Here is a 17,390-nt window from a genome sequence, read left to right as displayed (position 1 = left end):
CCCTGCGATCCTCGCCTACGGCCCATCAATCGCGGGCTTCTGTAATGTTACCCGATTGCCTGCGCACTTCGTGCCTGCCTCTCGGACATCACTCCCACTCAATCGTGCTGATCGGCTTGTCACTCACATCCCACAGCACTCTGTTCACGCCGTCCACCTCAGCGATGATACGGTCACGGATACGTGTGAGCATGCTCCAGGGGATCTCCACCGACTGCGCGGTGACAGCGTCCACTGTATTGATGGCACGGATCACGGCCGCCCATCCCATGTAACGCTTGCCGTCCTTGATACCGGTGGACTTCACATCCGGAATCGCCACAAAATACTGCCAGGGTACCGGATCCATCTTGCCGATCTCCTCACGGACGATGGCATCTGCCTCACGAACCGCCTCCAGACGATCGCGGGTGATGGCGCCTACACAGCGGACACCCAGACCTGGGCCCGGGAAAGGCTGACGATAGACCATGTTATCCGGCAGTCCCAGTTCCTTGCCGACCACTCTGACCTCGTCCTTGTACAGAAGCTTCACCGGCTCCACCAACTCAAACTGCAGGTCCTCCGGGAGGCCGCCTACGTTGTGGTGAGCCTTGACACCGTCGCTCTCCAGAATGTCCGGATAGATGGTGCCCTGCCCCAGGAACTCGATACCATCCAGCTTGCTTGCCTCTTCAGCGAACACCTCGATGAACTCCGCGCCGATGATCTTCCGCTTGGTCTCAGGATCCTCAACTCCCGCCAGCTTATCCAGGAATCTGTCTACGGCGTCTACATATACAAGTTCGGCGCCAAGCTCGTCCCTGAAGACCTTGACGACCTGCTCTGGCTCGCCCTTCCGCAGCAGTCCGTGGTTCACGTGCACGCACACCAGCTGCTTGCCGATGGCCTTGATCAGCAGAGCCGCCACTACAGACGAATCCACACCGCCAGACAAAGCCAGCAATACCTTCTTGTCTCCTACCTGTGCGCGAACCTCCGCGATCTGTTCGTCAATAAATGCCTTCGCCAGTTCCGGCGTCGTGATACGTTCCATCGTTTCCGGACGAATGTTACCTGCCATAGACTCTCCTCCTTCATATATCTCAAGTATAACAATAAGTTATTATACACCTTTTCTACAGTAGAACACAAGGGGAACTTGTCCTCTATCGAATTCTCTTCAGCGTGCCGCCGCACCGGCAGCGGTAATCCTCCGGATGCCGCACCAGCTTCGACACGCGATCCCTCCCAAAGGTCTGCCCGCACCGCGTGCACCGGATCACGTACCGGGAAGGCTCCTCCTCGATCAGTCCGTCGAAATTGGTTCTGGTCCGGATATGCGTCCCCAGCTCAGCATTGCACTTTGCTGCCAGCCTGGCCCATTTCCCTGTGTGACCCCGGCACCCTTCCACGCAATGCAGAAGCTCGTGGAACATGGTATCCCGCAGCGGCCAGTCCGGTAGATCATCCGCCAGCAGCCTGTCCGAGATGCTGATCTCCCAGCTGCCCCCCTGTCGCTTCGCTTGTCCCCAACGCTTCTTTGCCCGTGTGTTGATGGTCACAGCGCTGATCTTCCCCGGGTGAATACCGATAGATGCCAGCTCTTTTACACACCGATGATATATTTCCTGCAGATCTTTCATCTCATCCTCGTTTTTGTAGTATTGTACCACACAAAATCATAGCAAGACAACAGATCAATGGAAACAAATATCCTATCCATTATACACAACCCTGTGTCCGGAATATGTCGATTTCTTGCATGCACTTGACATATTTGATAGAATAGTTTCATGAACACTTCCAGAGACTTACAAGAAATCCTGCGGCGCATCGACCGCCGCGGTTACCCCGCCTACAAGGACACGCGGGGGAGTTATCAATTTCACACTCCGGGCGGCGAGGCCTACATCCTCCGCATAGAGCATGTGCAGGGCGACCCTTTCGCTGCCCCTTCTTCGTTGAGCGTTACTCTGCGCGGAGACATCGCCGGCTTTCCTCCAGACTACTTCGATGCCAGGCACAAAGCAAACGCCCTCTGCGATTTTCTCCTACGGGCGTTTTCCCGGGAGATCTCCGCTGCCTCCAAGCGGCTGGGCAGCGGCAAGAGCGGCACCTTCGGTGCGACCAGACCGGGCCAGGAGATCCTGCCTCGCACAGGTTGCTGCATCGACTGGCGCGGTACCGGCGACCTGATCGTCCGGTTTGACGCGGGCTTTCCTGCCCATGGCCGGACCATCGACGCTCGTCAACTGGAGCGGATGCTGTTCACCGACCTTCCAGAGGTGATCGAACGCACTCTGCTCTATCGCACCTGCCGCAAACAAGCACTGGAAAGGCAGATCCAGCTCATTGAGGACAGGCAGTATATTGAACAGCAGCTGGCGGAGCAGGGGTTGATCGGTTTTGTGGCAGATGGCGCCGTGCTCCCGCGGGAATCCGGCGTCTCTCAGCGCCCCATGCAGGGCGCCGTCCCCTTCCGCGCACCGAAGAGCATGTCCGTTACCATGGACCTGCCCCACTTCGGGCCCTTACGCGGCATGGGGATCCACCGGGGCATCACCCTTATTGTAGGCGGTGGCTACCACGGCAAGTCCACCTTGCTGAAGGCACTGGAAACAGGCATCTACCCCCACATACCGGGAGATGGCAGAGAGTATATCGTGACGGATCCGGCGGCAGTGAAGATCCGCGCCGAGGACGGCAGACGCATCGATGGGACAGACATCTCCCTATTCATCAGTGACCTGCCCAATGGCAAGGACACCCACAGTTTTCGCACGGATGACGCCAGCGGGAGCACCTCCCAGGCAGCCAACACGGTGGAAGCCATGGAAGCCGGGTGCTCCGCCCTTCTCATCGACGAGGACACCAGCGCCACCAACTTCATGGTGCGGGATGACCTGATGCAGGAGGTGATCCATCCGGAGCACGAGCCTATCACGCCTTTCCTGGAGCGCATTCGGGATCTGTATGAGCAATGCGGCATCTCCACCATCATCGTGGCCGGAAGCTCCGGCGCCTTCTTCCGGGATGCGGACCGGATCATCCAGATGGACCACTACCGGCCGATAGACATCACCGAACGGGCCAAGGCAGCAGCAGCCGCTCATCCTGTGGGCGATGCAGGAGATCCCCCTCCTTTCCGGGAGCCTTCCTACGACCGAATCCCGCAGCGCGGCGGTGATCTTCGCTACAAGGGACGCATCAAGATCCGCACCAACGGAACAGACGGGGTGGAGATCAGCAAGGAACTCATTGACCTGCGTTACCTGGAGCAACTGGTCACTTCCCAGCAGCTCACCTGCCTGGGCAAGATGACCGCGCAACTTCTGGAGAGCCGGTTCGACGGACACAGAACACTGCAGGATATCGTGGAAGAGTACTGGAGCCAGATAGAAGCAGACGGATTCGCTGCGCTTCGCGAGAGCGGGAGTGGCGGGAGCACCGGGACTGGCGGGCAGAACCGAAGACGCCTCCTCTCTGATGCGCAGCCGGGCCTTCCGGGCAACCTGACCATGCCCCGCAAGCAGGAGCTGTACGCCTGCATCAACCGTTACAGGAAACTGAAGATCAGATAGGAGAATACAATGAATGGAATCATAGACGTGGGCGGCGGCATGCGCGGCATCTACGGGGCCGCTGTGGCCGATTACTGCCTGGATAACAACATACACTTCGACTGCTGCATCGGCATTTCAGCAGGCAGCGCCAACATGGTCACCTACATTGCCGGGCAGCGGGGACGTACCCTGAAATTCTACTCGGATTACGCCTTCCGCAAGGAATACATGAGCTTTGGAAACATGCTGCGGAAGGGATACTTTGTCAATCTGGAATATATCTACGGAACTCTCAGCAACTCGGATGGAGAGTATCCGCTGGACTACCCGGCCATCGCGGCCAGCGACCAGAAGTTCATCGTCGTCGCCACTGACGCGGAGACCGGCCTTCCCATCTACTACACCAAGGACGACATCGCCCAGGATGATTACGGTGCCATCATGGGCTCCAGCTGCGTGCCAGCTATCGACCGGCCATATCCCTTCCGGGGACGCAAGCTCTACGACGGCGGCATCGCAGACCCCATCCCAATCGAGAAGGCTTTCCAAGAAGGCTGCGACAAGGTGGTCCTGATCCTCACCAGGCCCCGTGACTACCGACGGGGCAGCAAGAAAGACGAACGGTTCGCCAAGACGTTTGCCCCCTTCTATCCCCGGGCGGCCAAGGCACTGACCATGCGGGCACGGCTCTACAACTACGAGCTGGATCTCTGCGAAAAGTACGCAGCAGAGGGCCGCGTACTGATCGTCGCCCCTGACGACATCGGCGGCATGGACACCCTCACCAAGGACAAAGCCACCATGCTGAAAATGTATGACAAAGGCTACAAAGACGCAGAAAAGATCAAAGAGTTCCTGGGCTAATCCCGGGAACTCTTTTCACAATAAGGCTGCCGCAGCAGCAGATAGAACAATGCCACATAGGTCGCCGCTGCCGTGGCCCAGGTGATGGGGTAGACGGTCGCCAGGGAGCGGACTGTATGGAAGATCCCGGTGAACAAAGCAAGCAGCACGATCCTCAGGATGCACTGGTTGACCACGATCGCCGCGAGAGAATGAAATGCGTACCCCATTGCGCGTACCGCAGCACTGTACACTTCCTGGAAAGGATAGATGAAATAGAACGGGAAGGACAAGGCCGCCAGTTCCACCGCGACTGCGATCACCTCCGGATCTTTCATGAACCATCGAAATACTGTCTGGGAAAACACCAGTATGGACATTGCACCGATCTCCGATACGACAGCCCCCAGGACTGCGATGAAGAGGATCCCTTTCCGCAGTCTGCGGATATTACCGGCACCGACGTTCTGGCCCGCAAAACTGATCGCTGCCTGTCCGAACGCCAGGATCGCCAGATAGACCAAGTTCTCTACCTTATAATAGGTAGCAAAAGCTGCCACCGCTGTCTCTCCGTAACCGTTGATAAAGTATTGAAAGATGATATTTGAGATCGTGATGACGGTGGTCTGCACCCCTGTGGGCAGACCGATGAAGAGAATACGGTGCAATACCTCTCTGTGGATACGCAGTTTCTGGAGTTGGAGACGCATCGCTCGGGTCTTTCCACAGGCCATGAGCCCCACCAATACAGCAGAAGCCCCCTGGGCAAGCACCGTTGCCGCAGCGGTCCCTTCTACACCCCATCTCAATCCCACCACGAACAGCGCATCCAGCGCCACATTTAGGAGACCGCAGCTGGCCAGTACCAGGAAAGGTGAGCGAGAATCCCCTTCCGCGCGCATGCAGCCGGACACCATGTTGTAGAACACCGCCATGGGCAGACTCAGCAGATAGATCCGAAGATATCGGACGGCCTGAGGTATGGCGGATTCTGGTGTGTGCAGAACAGCCAGGATCGGCGGTGCCAGAAGGATCCCCAGTAGCATAACGATCACTCCCGCGATCACACCAAACGACACCGATGTATGCAGGACCTCCTCCGCACGTCGATGATCCTTCTCCCCGATGGCCTGTGCGGCCACCACATTGCAGCCTGCAGAGATCCCCAGAAACATCCCTACTGTGATATATGTCAGCGTAGCGCTGGCTCCGACCGCTGCTGCTGCGGTTTTGTCCATGAAATTACCCACAAAAACAAAATCCACCGTGTTGTACAGCTGCTGGAACAGGCTGCCTCCAATCACCGGAAGAATGAACCTGACCAGGGGCCACATCAAAGGGCCCCTGGTCATATCGATGGAACTTGTTTTCTTATCAGTTTTCAACATAGGATGCCTGAAAAAGGGGCGGCTATTTCGCCCACCCCATGGTTCTACTGACTGCTTCCTTCCAGCCTGCCAGCAGCGCGGATCTCTTCTCCTCTGACATGGCCGGTGCAAACACACGATCTACCTGCCAGTTGGTTTTCACATCCTCCAGATCCCGGAAAAATCCGGTGGCCAGCCCCGCCAGATAAGCCGCTCCCAACGAGGTGGTCTCGATACATGCCGGTCGCAGCACCTCGCAGCCCAGCACATCTGACTGGAACTGCATCAGGTAGTTGTTGGCACAGGCACCACCGTCCACCTTCAGGGCGGTGAGACCCGCCAGCCCCGCAGAGGAGGCTGCTGCATCCCGGTTCATGGCGGTCAGCAGATCGTAACACTGATACGCCAGGGAGTCCAGTGTAGCGCGAACCAGATGGTTCTTGTTGGCGCCCCGGGTGATGCCAAAGATCGCACCCCGTGCATAGGGATCCCAGTATGGTGCCCCCAGTCCTACAAAAGCCGGAACGATGTAAAGCCCCGCTGTATCCTCCACGGACAGCGCCATCGCCTCCGATTCCGGCGAGTTCTCCAGAATGTGCAGCTCGTCCCGCAGCCATTGGATGGCGGCACCGCACACGAACACGGAGCCCTCAAGAGCGTAATTCACCTTCCCGTTCAGACCCCAGGCGATGGTTGTCAGGAGACCATTCTCGGAGAGTACCGGTGTTTCCCCGGTATTCATCAACAGAAAGTTCCCTGTACCGTAGGTGCTCTTGGCTTCTCCTGCCGAGAAACAGGTCTGGCCAAACAGCGCCGCCTGCTGGTCACCGGCCGCGCCTGCAATGGGAAGGGCGCCGCCGAATAGTTCCGGCATGGTCTCTCCATAGACTTCACTGCAGGAGACCGGCGTGGGCAGCATACAGGAAGGAATGCCTAGCAGATCCAGAATCTCCTGATCCCAACATAGATCATGAATGTTGAACAGCATGGTCCGGCTGGCGTTGGAAAGGTCCGTCACATGGACTTTGCCGCCGGTCATCTTCCAGATCAGCCAGGTCTCCACTGTGCCGAACAGCAGATCCCCCGCCTCCGCCTTCTCTCGTGCTCCCTGCACATTCTCCAGGATCCAGCGCAGCTTTGTGCCGCTGAAATAGGGATCCAGGATCAGACCGGTCTTTTGGCGGATCCGCTCCACCAGCGCCGCGTCCTTTCCCAGCTCCTCGCAGTAGTCCGCCGTCCGGCGGCACTGCCACACGATGGCGTGATAGACCGGCACCCCCGTGTGCTTATCCCACACGATGGTGGTCTCTCTCTGGTTGGTGATTCCGATGGAATCGATGTCACGATAGGTCAGGCCACCTTTCAGGAGGGCCTCGTTGGCCACCGTCATCTGGCTGGTCCAGATCTCCTCTGCATCATGCTCCACCCATCCCTCCTGAGGAAAGTACTGGGTGAACTCCATCTGTCCCACGCTGATCGTCTGCCCCTGCTTGTCGTAAATGATGCACCTAGAGCTGGTGGTACCCTGGTCCAGTGCCATGATATACTTGCTCATTGTTCACTCCCCTAGTGCAGTGCCTGCTGGCTGCCGCCAGTTTCCCATTCCTCCACCTCGTAATCCAGGCAGACCCGGTTCTTGTAGTAAGGGCGGATCATGGTGCTGGCCACGGCAACATGCTCCGGATGCCCAGAATATCCCTTCAGCGCCTCTTCATCCACAAAGGTGGAATCCAACATGGCATCCGCGTTGGAAGAAGCCAGAGCGCCGGTATTCACGTGGATGTCCACCAGCCCCGGAATCTTGCCCGCCAGACTCTCCAGACCTTCCTTGATGCCTTTCACGATCTCATCCTTGTTCTCGATCTCATCCTTCAGCTGCCACAGAATAATGTGCTTTACCATATCGATTCCTCCTTACTCACACGAACAGTGACATGATTTGGTTGGAGATGTCGATGCCGTGCTCCGACAGGCGGAGCACGTCTCCCTCCTCGATCAACGCACCACTCCCAAAAAACTCTTCCAGCCTTGCTCGCCGGGTCCCATAGACTTCCCAGAAGGGACGTCCGAACCGTGCCTGAAACTCCGACTTTCGGATGCCTTCTGTCAGCCTAAGTCCGGTGAACACGAACTCCGCCGTGTTGTCCTCCATGTCGTTCTCGTGATACTCCTCCCGTGGCTTCTCGGTAGTCCTCACCCCGTTCATAAACGAACTTGCGCTGTCTCCGATCCCCAGATACTCCTGGAACGTCCAGTACTTAAGATTATGCCGGCATTCCATGCCCTCTCTGGCCGCATTGGAGATCTCGTAGTGCTTATATCCCTTCTCACCAAGCAGGTGGATGGCCTCGTGGTACATGGCCCGATCCTCCTCCTCCGGCACCAGCGGCAGCGTCCCTTCCAGGTACGCATCATAGAACGGTGTATCCTCCTCGATCTGTACCGCATAGAAAGAGATGTGCTCCGGTTCCAGCCTCAGGGCTGTCTCCAGGGTCTGGCGCCACTGCTCCTTGGTTTGTCCCGGAATAGCGAACATCAGATCCAGGTTGATGTTCCGAAAGCCTACCCGCCGTGCCAGCCGGAATTTCGTCTCCGCTTCCGCCGCATCGTGCACCCTCCCAAGGGTCTGCAGCAGCCCGTCATCAAAGGACTGCACCCCCATGGACAGCCGATTGATCCCGGCTCCCAGATAGCGCTTCAGTTTCCCGGCGTCCAGGCTGTCCGGATTGGCCTCGATGGTGATCTCCGCTTCGCTCTCCAGCACAAAACTTTCCCGCACGGCGCCCAGGATCGCTTCTACTGCCGCCGCCGACAGCATAGACGGCGTCCCGCCGCCGATGAACACCGTATCTACGGTGTATTGTTTCCTGTATTGTTTTCCCTTCTCCATGATCTGGCCGATGAGCCACTGCACATAGGCGGCCATGGCCTGCCGGCCGCCGGCGCCCTCACCTGTGGCGTTGGAATGAAATCCGCAGTAGAGACAGCGCTGCCTGCAGAAGGGGATGTGGATGTAGATTCCCAGTTTCTTCATATCACTTGTTGTCATCATACTTCAGCACAGCCGTGAAGGCCTCCTGGGGCACCTCCACCTTACCAAACTGGCGCATGCGCTTCTTTCCTTCCTTCTGTTTCTCCAGGAGTTTCTTCTTACGGGAGATGTCGCCACCGTAGCACTTGGCGATGACATCCTTCCGGTACGCTTTCACTGTCTCCCGGGCGATGACCTTCTGGCCGATGGCTGCCTGGATGGGCACCTCGAACTGGTGCATCGGGATGATCTCCTTCAGTTTCTCACAGACAAACCGCCCTCTCGCATAAGCGTTGGACTCGTGGACGATCATGGAGAAGGCATCTACCATCTCCTTGTTCAGAAGCACATCCAGCTTCACCAGATTGGACTTCTCGTAGCGGACGAACTCGTAATCCAGGGAACCGTAGCCCTTGGTCTTGGATTTCAGTGCGTCAAAGAAGTCATAGATAACCTCGTTCAGAGGCATCTCATAGTGGATATCCACACGTTCGGTGGTGATGTAGTCCATGGAAAGCATCTTGCCGCGCCGCTGCTGGCAGAGCTCCATGATGGCTCCAACGTAGTCCTTGGGGATCATGATGTTGGCCTTCACCACCGGTTCCTCAATATGGTCGATTTCGGTGGGGTCTGGCAGGTTGGTGGGGTTCTCGATCATCTTCTCTGTGCCATCGTTCAGGATGACTTTGTAGACGACGCTGGGGGAAGTGGTGACCACCGACAGGTCGAACTCCCGCTCAAGACGCTCCACGATGATCTCCATGTGCAGCAGGCCCAGGAACCCGCAACGGAATCCGTATCCCAGAGCCTGAGAGGTCTCCGGCTCGAACAGGAAGGCCGCATCGTTCACCTGGAGCTTCTCCAGCGCATCTTTCACCGGCTCGTATTTCTCTCCCTCGGCCGGATAAATGCCACAGTAGACCATGGACTGGATCTTCTTGTAGCCTGGCAGCGCCTCCTCCGTTGGATCTGCTGCCAGCGTTACGGTGTCACCCACACGTGCATCCGCCACCTGCTTGATGCTGGCACAGATATAACCTACATCACCGGCCCGCAGGTACTTGGTGGGCACATGGCCAGGGGCCATAACGCCTACCTCAGTGACCTCGTACTTCTTGTCGGTGGCCATCAGACGGATCATATCCCCTACCTTGACACTGCCATCAAAGATCCGGGTATAGATCACTACGCCTTTGTAATTATCGTAGACGGAGTCGAAGATCAGTGCCTTCAGCTTCCCCTCTGGGTCACCGGAAGGCGCCGGGATGTGAGCAACGATTTGTTCCAGAAGCTCGTCGATGCCTGTACCCGCCTTGGCGGAGATCAACGGTGCATCCTCGCAATCGATGCCGATCATGTCCTCGATTTCCTGCTTGGTCTCCTCCGGTCTGGCGCTGGCCAGATCCATCTTGTTCAGACAGGGCAGGATCTCCAGATCCTCGTCCAGAGCCAGGTACACGTTTCCCATGGTCTGCGCCTCTACGCCCTGGGTGGCATCCACCACCAGCACAGCCCCTTCGCAGGCAGCCAGACTCCGGGAGACCTCGTAGTTGAAGTCCACATGTCCCGGGGTATCGATGAGGTTGAACACGTACTCGTTCCCATCCTGAGCCTTGTAAACCAGACGGGTGGTCTGCAGTTTGATGGTGATGCCTCTCTCTCGCTCCAGATCCATGTTGTCCAGGAACTGTTCCTTCATGTCCCGGTGGGCCACCAGTCCGGTGTTCTCGATGATCCGGTCTGCCAGGGTGGACTTGCCGTGGTCGATATGGGCAATGATGCTAAAGTTGCGTATATATTTCTGATAATCCTTCTCCATAGGTCCTCCAGTTGGTGTGTTTCTTATCATATTGTAAAGTCCAGAATCCGTTCCGTCAAGGTTCAGCCAACACAAACTTTTCATATCCTCCACAAACAGTATTCAAGAAAGTGAGTTAGTATAATCTCAAGAAAGGAGTCTCTCCATGACCATCAAGCAACGCCTACGCATCTCAAACATTCTCATGATCCTTGTGCCGGTAGGAGCCACCGCCCTGGTGGGGATCGTCAGTGTCCGCTTGCTCTGGGGACTGATGTACGCTTCCGCCGAGGAGATCCGGCATTATGGTCCCCGGCCCCACACGCATCCTCAGATGGCCCTGCAGTTGTTCGACGGTCACGGCGTTTTCTTTGGCCCCGGGGAGGCCATGGGGACGATCCTCCTGATCCTCATCCTCACCAGTGCTGCTACTATCCTGCTAACCAACCGGTTCCTGACAAAGTTCGTATTTCGCCATATCCGAGAACCTCTGGATATTCTTTCGGACGGCGTCATACAGATCGGACAGGGGAATCTGGAGCACAGGATCTGCTATGAGGCACAGGATGAGTTTGCCCCGGTCTGCCAGGCCTTCAACGAGATGGCCTCCCGTCTGAAGGTCTCTGTAGAGCAGACCCAGCAAAACGAGGAGAACCGAAAGCTGCTTCTGGCCGGTCTTTCCCATGATCTGCGCTCCCCGTTGACCTCCCTCCGAGCCTATACGGAAGGACTCATGGATGGCGTGGCCGAAACGGAGGCAGATCGCCTCAACTACCTGAAGACGATCCACCGAAAGACGGAAGAGATCGATCACCTGGTCTCTCAGGTATTTACTTACTCCAAGCTGGATCTGGCTGCGGCTCCCCCCAGGCAGCGCTTCCGTCTTGATCGCACCATCGTTGCCTTTCTGCAGGAGCATGGGGACGACTACGAACGCCGCGGATTGGTGCTCCTCACCAGGATTTGTCCTGCTACTATTCAGGGAGACAGAACGATGCTCTTACGCATTCTCGCCAACCTTTGCGAAAACAGCCTGAAGTACCGATCGCACACCCCGGCCCATATGACACTGACCTTGGAAAACCGCGGTGATCGATGCCTGTTCACTGCCAGTGACGATGGCCCCGGTGTCCCAGAGGAAGCCCTGCTCAGCCTCTTCGACGTGTTCTACCGTGGCGACAAAGCCCGGCAGCATCCGGCTTCCGGTAGTGGCCTGGGGCTCTCCATCGTCCGGCGCTGCGCCGCGCAGATGGGCGGGATCGTTTGGGCGGAGAACGCGGAGAGTGGAGGGCTTTGTATAAGGATCGAACTGCCACTGGCAGAGGAGGAACGGCCATGAAGAGAATACTGATCATCGAAGACGATAAGGACATCGCAGCCATCGAGAGGGATTATCTGGCAGCGTTCTCCTACGAAGTAGAGATTGCCGCCGACGGAACGGAGGGGCTCCGGATGGGGCTCGAAAACCGGTTCGACCTGATCCTTCTGGATCTGATGCTCCCCGGCATGGATGGGTTCACTGTTTGCCGGAAACTACGGGAGCACCTGGATATCCCCATCCTGATGGTGACGGCCAGGCGAGAGGACATTGACAAGATCCGCGGCCTCGGCCTGGGGGCAGACGACTATATAGATAAACCTTTTTCTCCGGGCGTGCTCATGGCTCGGATCCGAGCCAACCTGGATCAGTATGACCGTCTTCGGGGCAAGCGCCGGCCTACTTCGGAGATCCGGCTAGGGGAGATCCGGCTGAATACAGACACGCACCGGGTCTATGTGCAGGATCGGGAGGTGTCCCTGAAGAACCGGGAGTACGAGCTCCTTTTGTTCATGATGCTCCATGCAGATACAGTCTTCAGCCGGGAAGCGCTCTATGAGAATATATGGGGGATGGACGCTCTGGGAGACAGTGCTACTGTCGCAGTGCATATCAACCGTCTCCGCGAAAAACTGGAGCCCGATGCCGCCCGCCCGCGCTACATCGAAACGGTTTGGGGGGCGGGGTACAGATTTTGCGGCCAGCATTGCAATTCTGACGGTTTCCTATATAATAGTTAGAGAACAATCAGTAATGGAGGCAAACTATGGACCAAAGATTTCAGAGAACGGCCCGCCTGCTGGGGCCGGAAGCGATCACACGCCTGTCCGGCTGCCGTGTACTCCTGTTTGGTGTTGGCGGTGTTGGCGGTTACGCTCTGGAGGCACTGGCTCGCAGCGGCGTCGGCACCCTGGACATCGTGGACAATGACGAGGTCAATCTCACCAACATCAACCGTCAGATCCTGGCTACGGAGGACACGATCGGAAGGCCCAAGGTGGAAGTCGCTCGGGAGAGGGTGCTGTCCATCAATCCCGCTATCCGGGTCAACACTTATCCAGTGTTCTACCTGCCCTGCCTGGGGGATCATGTGGATTTCGGCGCCTACGACTACGTGATCGATGCCATTGATACGGTCTCTGCCAAACTGGACATCATCTCCCGCTGCCATGCTGCCGGCACCCCGGTGATCTCGGCCATGGGATGCGGCAACCGACTGGATCCAAGCAAGCTCATGGTCTCTGATATCAGTAAGACCCATACGGATCCTCTCTCCAAGGTGGTTCGCAGAGAACTGCGCAAGCGGGGCATCCCCCATCTGAAGGTGGTCTGGTCTACCGAGGCGCCCATCCGTCCGATGGAACTCCCTGACACCCCCGCACAAAGCCCTGCAGACGGCGCGCCTGTCAGACGAAGTGTCCCCGGGTCGACCGCCTTTGTCCCCCCCGCCGCAGGCCTGTTGCTGGCATCAGAGGTGGTGCGGGACCTTACGCAGTTCGACCCTGCCCTACGCACCAAAGGGGGAAAACAAGACTGATTTTACGACCCAAGAGGGAAATCACGCGGTGAAAACCGCGTTTTTTATTGGAATCCAGCCCCCGAGCATATATGACGCTGGTTGTAAGGGAATAGTACGAATGTTTCACTGGCTATTGACAGGATATGGTAAAGTTGTTACGCTGAATAGACTCCGGAGCAGATAACAACGCAATGAGCGGATGGCAAACCAGAGCGATATGAAGTGTACCCATAAAAGTAGAGTCACTCCTATATGATTTCTCCCCTATGATAATAATCATACGGGGTTGAGTAATTGATGGATTCGTGTGGCCTTTTACGAGGATAAAAGTGCCACACGTATTCATATATATCACCTTTTGCCTCGTTGATTGTTCTGTATTTTTTCTTTAGCCATTCTGACTTCATTTTACCCCAGAAACTTTCCATTGGTGCATTGTCCCAGCAATCTCCCTTACGGCTCATGCTGCATATGAATCCCTGCCTGCTCAGCATTCTCCTGTATTCCTTCGAACAGTAGGTCGAACCCCTGTCCGAATGTATGATGCATCCCGGACTTCCACAGCCTCTGAGAAGCATATCTTTTAATGCATCCATTACCAGAAATCTATCGTTATGCACGCTCATTGCCAACCCTACGGGAAGCCTTCCATACAGATCCAGTATTCCGGCCACATACAGATCTCCCTGCTCCGTAGCAATGACTGTTGTATCACTTACCATCTTTTTATCCGGGGCATCAACGCTGAAGTCTCTGTCGATAAGATTGTCGGCGATTGGCTCGTCATGGTCTGAATCCGTCGTGCAGACAAACCTTCTGCATGTCCTGGAAAAGAGAGCGCACTCCTGCATGATCCTCTCGACACGTTTATGGTTGACACGTTTTTTGCGACCTTTATTCAGGATAACGGTTACTTTTCTTGATCCGTATGATCCTCTGGAAGCTCTGTATATGTCGTATATCTCTTTTGTGATCTTAAGGTCTTCTTTCTCTTTCTCCGTAAGTGGCCCATCGACTCGTCTGCGCCATTTGTAGTATCCGCTCTCTGACACCTTTAGTACTCTGGCCATCCTCGCAATGCTGTGCTCGTGTTTATGCTCACGCATGAAAAGATATTTCAATCGCGCTTTACATTTGCAAGGAAGGCCGCTGCTTTTTTTAGTATTTCGACCTCCTCACGAAGCTCTGCGTTCTCTTTTTCAAGCTCTTTTTCCCGATCGGTCCTCTTATCTGATTTGGTAAACCCTTTTCGAAAGGCTTTATCTTCACCAACTTCAGCAAGATGATTACGCCATCGTATGACAGTCCACGGCATGATTCCGTACTTGTCGGCTATGACATGTTCCAGATTCTTGTTTTCAGGCAGCAATGCTTCTTTTGCCACCATCAATTTGAACTGTTTGCTGTAATTTGTTCTTGACATGGTGTACCTCCAATCTACATGCATTATACCATGCTTTGCAGACTCTACTTTTTGGGGTACACCTCAATACCGGCGAATGCTTTGTGCAGTAGTGGCGCCGCCATTACCAATACGAAAAACCGCCAGCATCGATCCGGCGAATCTTTCTTTTGATGATGGTCATTCTTTAGATTTCGCCGTGGCGCCGCCACTGTCATTATTGCAAATCACCAGTACTACTCCATACAGTTGCTCAGAAGGAGGGATCCTACGCAATGATACAGATTATCAAAAGGTCCATTTTACACGAACTGAAGCGCATTCAGCGCCTCATCAATTTTCTCCAGTCCGATAACCTCCAACAATCCGGCTACATCGAGAAGCTGAAAAGAAGAAAACACACTTACTATTATCTTTGTATCACCAAAAACAAGAAGAAAAAGCGACTATACCTGGGCAAGGCCAACTCTCCGGAACTGAAGAGAGCAGTCTCGCTCTTCTTCAAGAAGGCCCACCTGGAGATCCTGAAGCACAACAAGGAGGTTCTGGAAGAAGCAATTAATAATCTTTGGGACGACTCCGTGTCAGGTATCATTGGGCACCTGCCGCGAGTCTGCCGCGAGGTATGCAGGGAAGGCTTTAGGGATCCGCGATTGGAGGAACTGAAGGCATGGGCGTCCGCGGATTATCCCAAAAACACCTATCCGCTTTCTGAGTCGGCGAATTATGCCAAGGATGGTACCCGTGTGCGATCCAAGGGAGAGGCCCTCTGGTACAACCTTCTGCTGGAAGCAGGTATTCCCTTCCGGTACGAATGCAAGATCACTGTGGTGGATGAAAACGGATGGGAGGTAGAGCTTTGCCCGGACTTCATGATCCAGTGCTACGACGGCACCATGATCATCATTGAACATCTCGGAGGGCTGAAGAGTGCGAAATACAGATCCGATCTGACGGCCAAGTTGTATTACTACCAGAAGGAAGGTTATGTGATCGGTGACAACCTCTTCCTCACCAGCGATGACGCAGATCACAACACGAGTTCCGAGATGATCGCACGCAAAGTACAGGAGATCGAGAAGATGTTTTATCGCGCCGCCTGATACGCACAAAGAACGTGCGGAGACCCTCATATTACAGTTGCAATTTCTGACGCTGTACATTATAATTTAAGTGAGAATTGTTGTTTAACATTAGGAGGTTTAATTATGGCTGTTTATGATTGGGGGACATTCGGTCTCCACATTCCTAAGATGATGCTTCCGAAGGAAGGCACCGATTACAGCAAGTGGGCGGTCGTCGCCTGTGACCAGTATACTTCTGAGCCGGAATACTGGAATGACGTAGAAAGCATCGTTGGAGATGCTCCATCCACCCTGCGTCTGATGCTTCCTGAGATCTATCTGGAGAAGGAAGGCGAGGCAGAGAAGATCGCCAACATCAGAAAGACCATGGACGAGTACTTGTCCAACGGTCAGCTGAGGGAGATGCCTGCTGGCGGTATGCTGGTCAAGCGTACAGCCGAGGGCCGCACCCACCTGGGTCTGGTCATCGCCACCGACCTGGAGAGCTACGACTTCAACAAGGGGTCCCAGTCTTTGACCCGTGCTACTGAGGGCACTGTGGTGGAGCGTATCCCACCAAGACTTCGGATCCGCGAGGGGGCTCCCATCGAGATGCCCCACATCATCATCCTCATCGATGATCCTGAGAAGTCCGTCATCGAACCTCTGGTGAATGCTCCACAGGAGCAGATGTACGACACCGATCTGATGAAGGACGGCGGTCACGTCACCGGCTCCTTTATCAAGGAAGAAGATCTGGGCGGTATGCAGGAGGCACTGTCCAAGCTGTTCGACAAGGCAGTCGAGAAATACGGCGACGGACACGTGATCTTCCAGGCCATGGGCGACGGCAACCACTCCCTTGCTACAGCCAAGACCATGTGGGAGAACCTGAAGAAGACCCTGACACCAGAAGAGGCAAAGAACCATCCTGCCAGATATGCTCTCTGCGAGATCGAGAACATCCACGACGCAGGCATCGTGTTCGAGCCCATCCATCGTGTACTGTTCGCCAAGGGCGGCAAGACCGGCGAGGACATCGTCAAGGAGACCATCGAGCTTCTGAACGAGCAGAACGGCAAGGCATACATGGCCGAGGCCGGCACTGAGGCCCCGGAGGGCGCTTTCGCGATCCCGTGCCTCTGCGGTGGCAAGCGCTGCACCGTCATCATCGAGGAGCCTTCCAACAAGCTGGAGGTAGGTGTCCTGCAGAATGCTCTGGACGTGATCGTCAAGGAGCGCGGTGATGCGGACATCGACTACATCCACGGCACCAAGGCCCTGGAGACCCTGTCCGACAAGGACGGCAACTGTGGATTTGCACTCCCTGCAATGGATAAGTCGCTGCTCTTCCCAGCTGTAGCCGCTGACGGCGCCCTGCCCCGGAAGACCTTCTCCATGGGCGAAGCCAACGAGAAGCGTTACTACATCGAGAGCCGGTTTATCGGGAAATAGACCCGTCACATCTTCAACAAATAAAACCCCGTACAATTCTATTTGGTA

General features: G+C 55.7%; 16 protein-coding genes. 7 read left to right on the top strand and 9 right to left on the bottom strand.

What is annotated here, in order from left to right:
- Positions 1–88: 88 nt before the first annotated feature.
- Entirely contained in the window at positions 89–1,063 is a 975-nt protein-coding gene (gene guaA / locus P156_RS12465; protein WP_081818547.1) for a glutamine-hydrolyzing GMP synthase, read from the bottom strand.
- 85 nt (positions 1,064–1,148) lie between these two features.
- Positions 1,149–1,625, bottom strand: coding sequence for a SprT-like domain-containing protein (locus tag P156_RS0110270; protein WP_027870031.1), 477 nt, complete (start codon positions 1,623–1,625; stop codon positions 1,149–1,151).
- 150 nt (positions 1,626–1,775) lie between these two features.
- Between P156_RS0110270 and P156_RS0110265 the strand changes: the two genes are divergently transcribed.
- Positions 1,776–3,563, top strand: a complete 1,788-nt coding sequence (locus P156_RS0110265; protein WP_027870030.1) for an ABC-ATPase domain-containing protein — start codon at positions 1,776–1,778, stop codon at positions 3,561–3,563.
- Positions 3,564–3,572: 9 nt separating this feature from the next.
- On the top strand, positions 3,573–4,409 hold the full coding sequence (locus P156_RS0110260) for a patatin family protein (RefSeq protein WP_034802534.1): 837 nt from the start codon (positions 3,573–3,575) through the stop codon (positions 4,407–4,409).
- Here P156_RS0110260 and P156_RS0110255 read toward each other — a convergent pair.
- The 5 genes from P156_RS0110255 to lepA are packed head-to-tail and all read right to left on the bottom strand — an operon-like array spanning position 4,406 to position 10,605.
- Positions 4,406–5,776: an MATE family efflux transporter gene (locus tag P156_RS0110255; RefSeq protein ID WP_027870028.1), complete on the bottom strand. Its 1,371-nt coding sequence runs from the start codon at positions 5,774–5,776 to the stop codon at positions 4,406–4,408. The genes P156_RS0110260 and P156_RS0110255 overlap by 4 nt on opposite strands.
- A gap of 22 nt (positions 5,777–5,798) precedes the next feature.
- Positions 5,799–7,310, bottom strand: a complete 1,512-nt coding sequence (glpK, locus tag P156_RS0110250; protein WP_027870027.1) for a glycerol kinase GlpK — start codon at positions 7,308–7,310, stop codon at positions 5,799–5,801.
- An 11-nt stretch (positions 7,311–7,321) separates the two neighbouring features.
- Positions 7,322–7,657, bottom strand: a complete 336-nt coding sequence (locus P156_RS12460) for a Dabb family protein (RefSeq protein WP_051600903.1) — start codon at positions 7,655–7,657, stop codon at positions 7,322–7,324.
- Positions 7,658–7,673: 16 nt separating this feature from the next.
- A complete protein-coding gene (gene hemW, locus P156_RS0110240) occupies positions 7,674–8,789 on the bottom strand; it encodes a radical SAM family heme chaperone HemW (RefSeq protein WP_027870026.1) in 1,116 nt (371 codons plus the stop codon).
- A gap of 1 nt (position 8,790) precedes the next feature.
- Positions 8,791–10,605, bottom strand: a complete 1,815-nt coding sequence (lepA, locus tag P156_RS0110235) for a translation elongation factor 4 (protein WP_027870025.1) — start codon at positions 10,603–10,605, stop codon at positions 8,791–8,793.
- A gap of 145 nt (positions 10,606–10,750) precedes the next feature.
- On the opposite strand from lepA, the gene P156_RS0110230 reads away from it, so the two are divergent.
- From P156_RS0110230 to P156_RS0110220, 3 genes are read left to right on the top strand one after another with little or no spacing between them, the layout of a single operon-like run.
- Positions 10,751–11,923, top strand: coding sequence for a HAMP domain-containing sensor histidine kinase (locus tag P156_RS0110230; RefSeq protein WP_027870024.1), 1,173 nt, complete (start codon positions 10,751–10,753; stop codon positions 11,921–11,923).
- Positions 11,920–12,642 carry a response regulator transcription factor gene (locus tag P156_RS12455; protein ID WP_051600901.1) on the top strand — a complete coding sequence of 241 codons (723 nt, stop codon included), beginning with the start codon at positions 11,920–11,922 and terminating at the stop codon, positions 12,640–12,642. The genes P156_RS0110230 and P156_RS12455 overlap by 4 nt, the downstream gene beginning before the upstream one ends.
- A 26-nt stretch (positions 12,643–12,668) precedes the next feature.
- Entirely contained in the window at positions 12,669–13,439 is a 771-nt protein-coding gene (locus P156_RS0110220) for a ThiF family adenylyltransferase (RefSeq protein ID WP_027870023.1), read from the top strand.
- Positions 13,440–13,669: 230 nt separating this feature from the next.
- Here the strand turns inward: P156_RS0110220 and P156_RS0110215 are convergent, their stop codons facing one another.
- Both P156_RS0110215 and P156_RS12450 read right to left on the bottom strand, forming a co-directional pair.
- Complete coding sequence (locus P156_RS0110215) at positions 13,670–14,527, bottom strand: IS3 family transposase (RefSeq protein WP_051600425.1); 858 nt, start codon at positions 14,525–14,527, stop codon at positions 13,670–13,672.
- A gap of 11 nt (positions 14,528–14,538) precedes the next feature.
- Positions 14,539–14,844 carry a transposase gene (locus P156_RS12450; RefSeq protein ID WP_034802323.1) on the bottom strand — a complete coding sequence of 102 codons (306 nt, stop codon included), beginning with the start codon at positions 14,842–14,844 and terminating at the stop codon, positions 14,539–14,541.
- A 254-nt stretch (positions 14,845–15,098) separates the two neighbouring features.
- Here P156_RS12450 and P156_RS0110205 point away from each other — a divergent pair, with 254 nt between their 5' ends.
- Both P156_RS0110205 and P156_RS0110200 read left to right on the top strand, forming a co-directional pair.
- Positions 15,099–15,926, top strand: coding sequence for a hypothetical protein (locus P156_RS0110205; protein WP_027870022.1), 828 nt, complete (start codon positions 15,099–15,101; stop codon positions 15,924–15,926).
- A gap of 105 nt (positions 15,927–16,031) precedes the next feature.
- Entirely contained in the window at positions 16,032–17,342 is a 1,311-nt protein-coding gene (locus tag P156_RS0110200) for a DUF1015 domain-containing protein (RefSeq protein WP_027870021.1), read from the top strand.
- Positions 17,343–17,390 lie beyond the last annotated feature (48 nt).

The organism is Eubacterium sp. AB3007, from assembly GCF_000688015.1.
Lineage (GTDB): Bacteria > Bacillota > Clostridia > Peptostreptococcales > Anaerovoracaceae > Aminicella.
The sequence above is the reverse complement of the archived record's forward strand: the minus strand, read 5'-3'. Positions and strand labels throughout refer to the sequence as shown.

Coding starts and splice junctions, on each gene's coding strand:
- guaA (WP_081818547.1), bottom strand. CDS start 1,063: ATGGCAGGTAACATTCGTCCGGAAACGATGGAACGTATCACGACGCCG.
- P156_RS0110270 (WP_027870031.1), bottom strand. CDS start 1,625: ATGAAAGATCTGCAGGAAATATATCATCGGTGTGTAAAAGAGCTGGCA.
- P156_RS0110265 (WP_027870030.1), top strand. CDS start 1,776: ATGAACACTTCCAGAGACTTACAAGAAATCCTGCGGCGCATCGACCGC.
- P156_RS0110260 (WP_034802534.1), top strand. CDS start 3,573: ATGAATGGAATCATAGACGTGGGCGGCGGCATGCGCGGCATCTACGGG.
- P156_RS0110255 (WP_027870028.1), bottom strand. CDS start 5,776: ATGTTGAAAACTGATAAGAAAACAAGTTCCATCGATATGACCAGGGGC.
- glpK (WP_027870027.1), bottom strand. CDS start 7,310: ATGAGCAAGTATATCATGGCACTGGACCAGGGTACCACCAGCTCTAGG.
- P156_RS12460 (WP_051600903.1), bottom strand. CDS start 7,657: ATGGTAAAGCACATTATTCTGTGGCAGCTGAAGGATGAGATCGAGAAC.
- hemW (WP_027870026.1), bottom strand. CDS start 8,789: ATGAAGAAACTGGGAATCTACATCCACATCCCCTTCTGCAGGCAGCGC.
- lepA (WP_027870025.1), bottom strand. CDS start 10,605: ATGGAGAAGGATTATCAGAAATATATACGCAACTTTAGCATCATTGCC.
- P156_RS0110230 (WP_027870024.1), top strand. CDS start 10,751: ATGACCATCAAGCAACGCCTACGCATCTCAAACATTCTCATGATCCTT.
- P156_RS12455 (WP_051600901.1), top strand. CDS start 11,920: ATGAAGAGAATACTGATCATCGAAGACGATAAGGACATCGCAGCCATC.
- P156_RS0110220 (WP_027870023.1), top strand. CDS start 12,669: ATGGACCAAAGATTTCAGAGAACGGCCCGCCTGCTGGGGCCGGAAGCG.
- P156_RS0110215 (WP_051600425.1), bottom strand. CDS start 14,527: ATGCGTGAGCATAAACACGAGCACAGCATTGCGAGGATGGCCAGAGTA.
- P156_RS12450 (WP_034802323.1), bottom strand. CDS start 14,844: ATGTCAAGAACAAATTACAGCAAACAGTTCAAATTGATGGTGGCAAAA.
- P156_RS0110205 (WP_027870022.1), top strand. CDS start 15,099: ATGATACAGATTATCAAAAGGTCCATTTTACACGAACTGAAGCGCATT.
- P156_RS0110200 (WP_027870021.1), top strand. CDS start 16,032: ATGGCTGTTTATGATTGGGGGACATTCGGTCTCCACATTCCTAAGATG.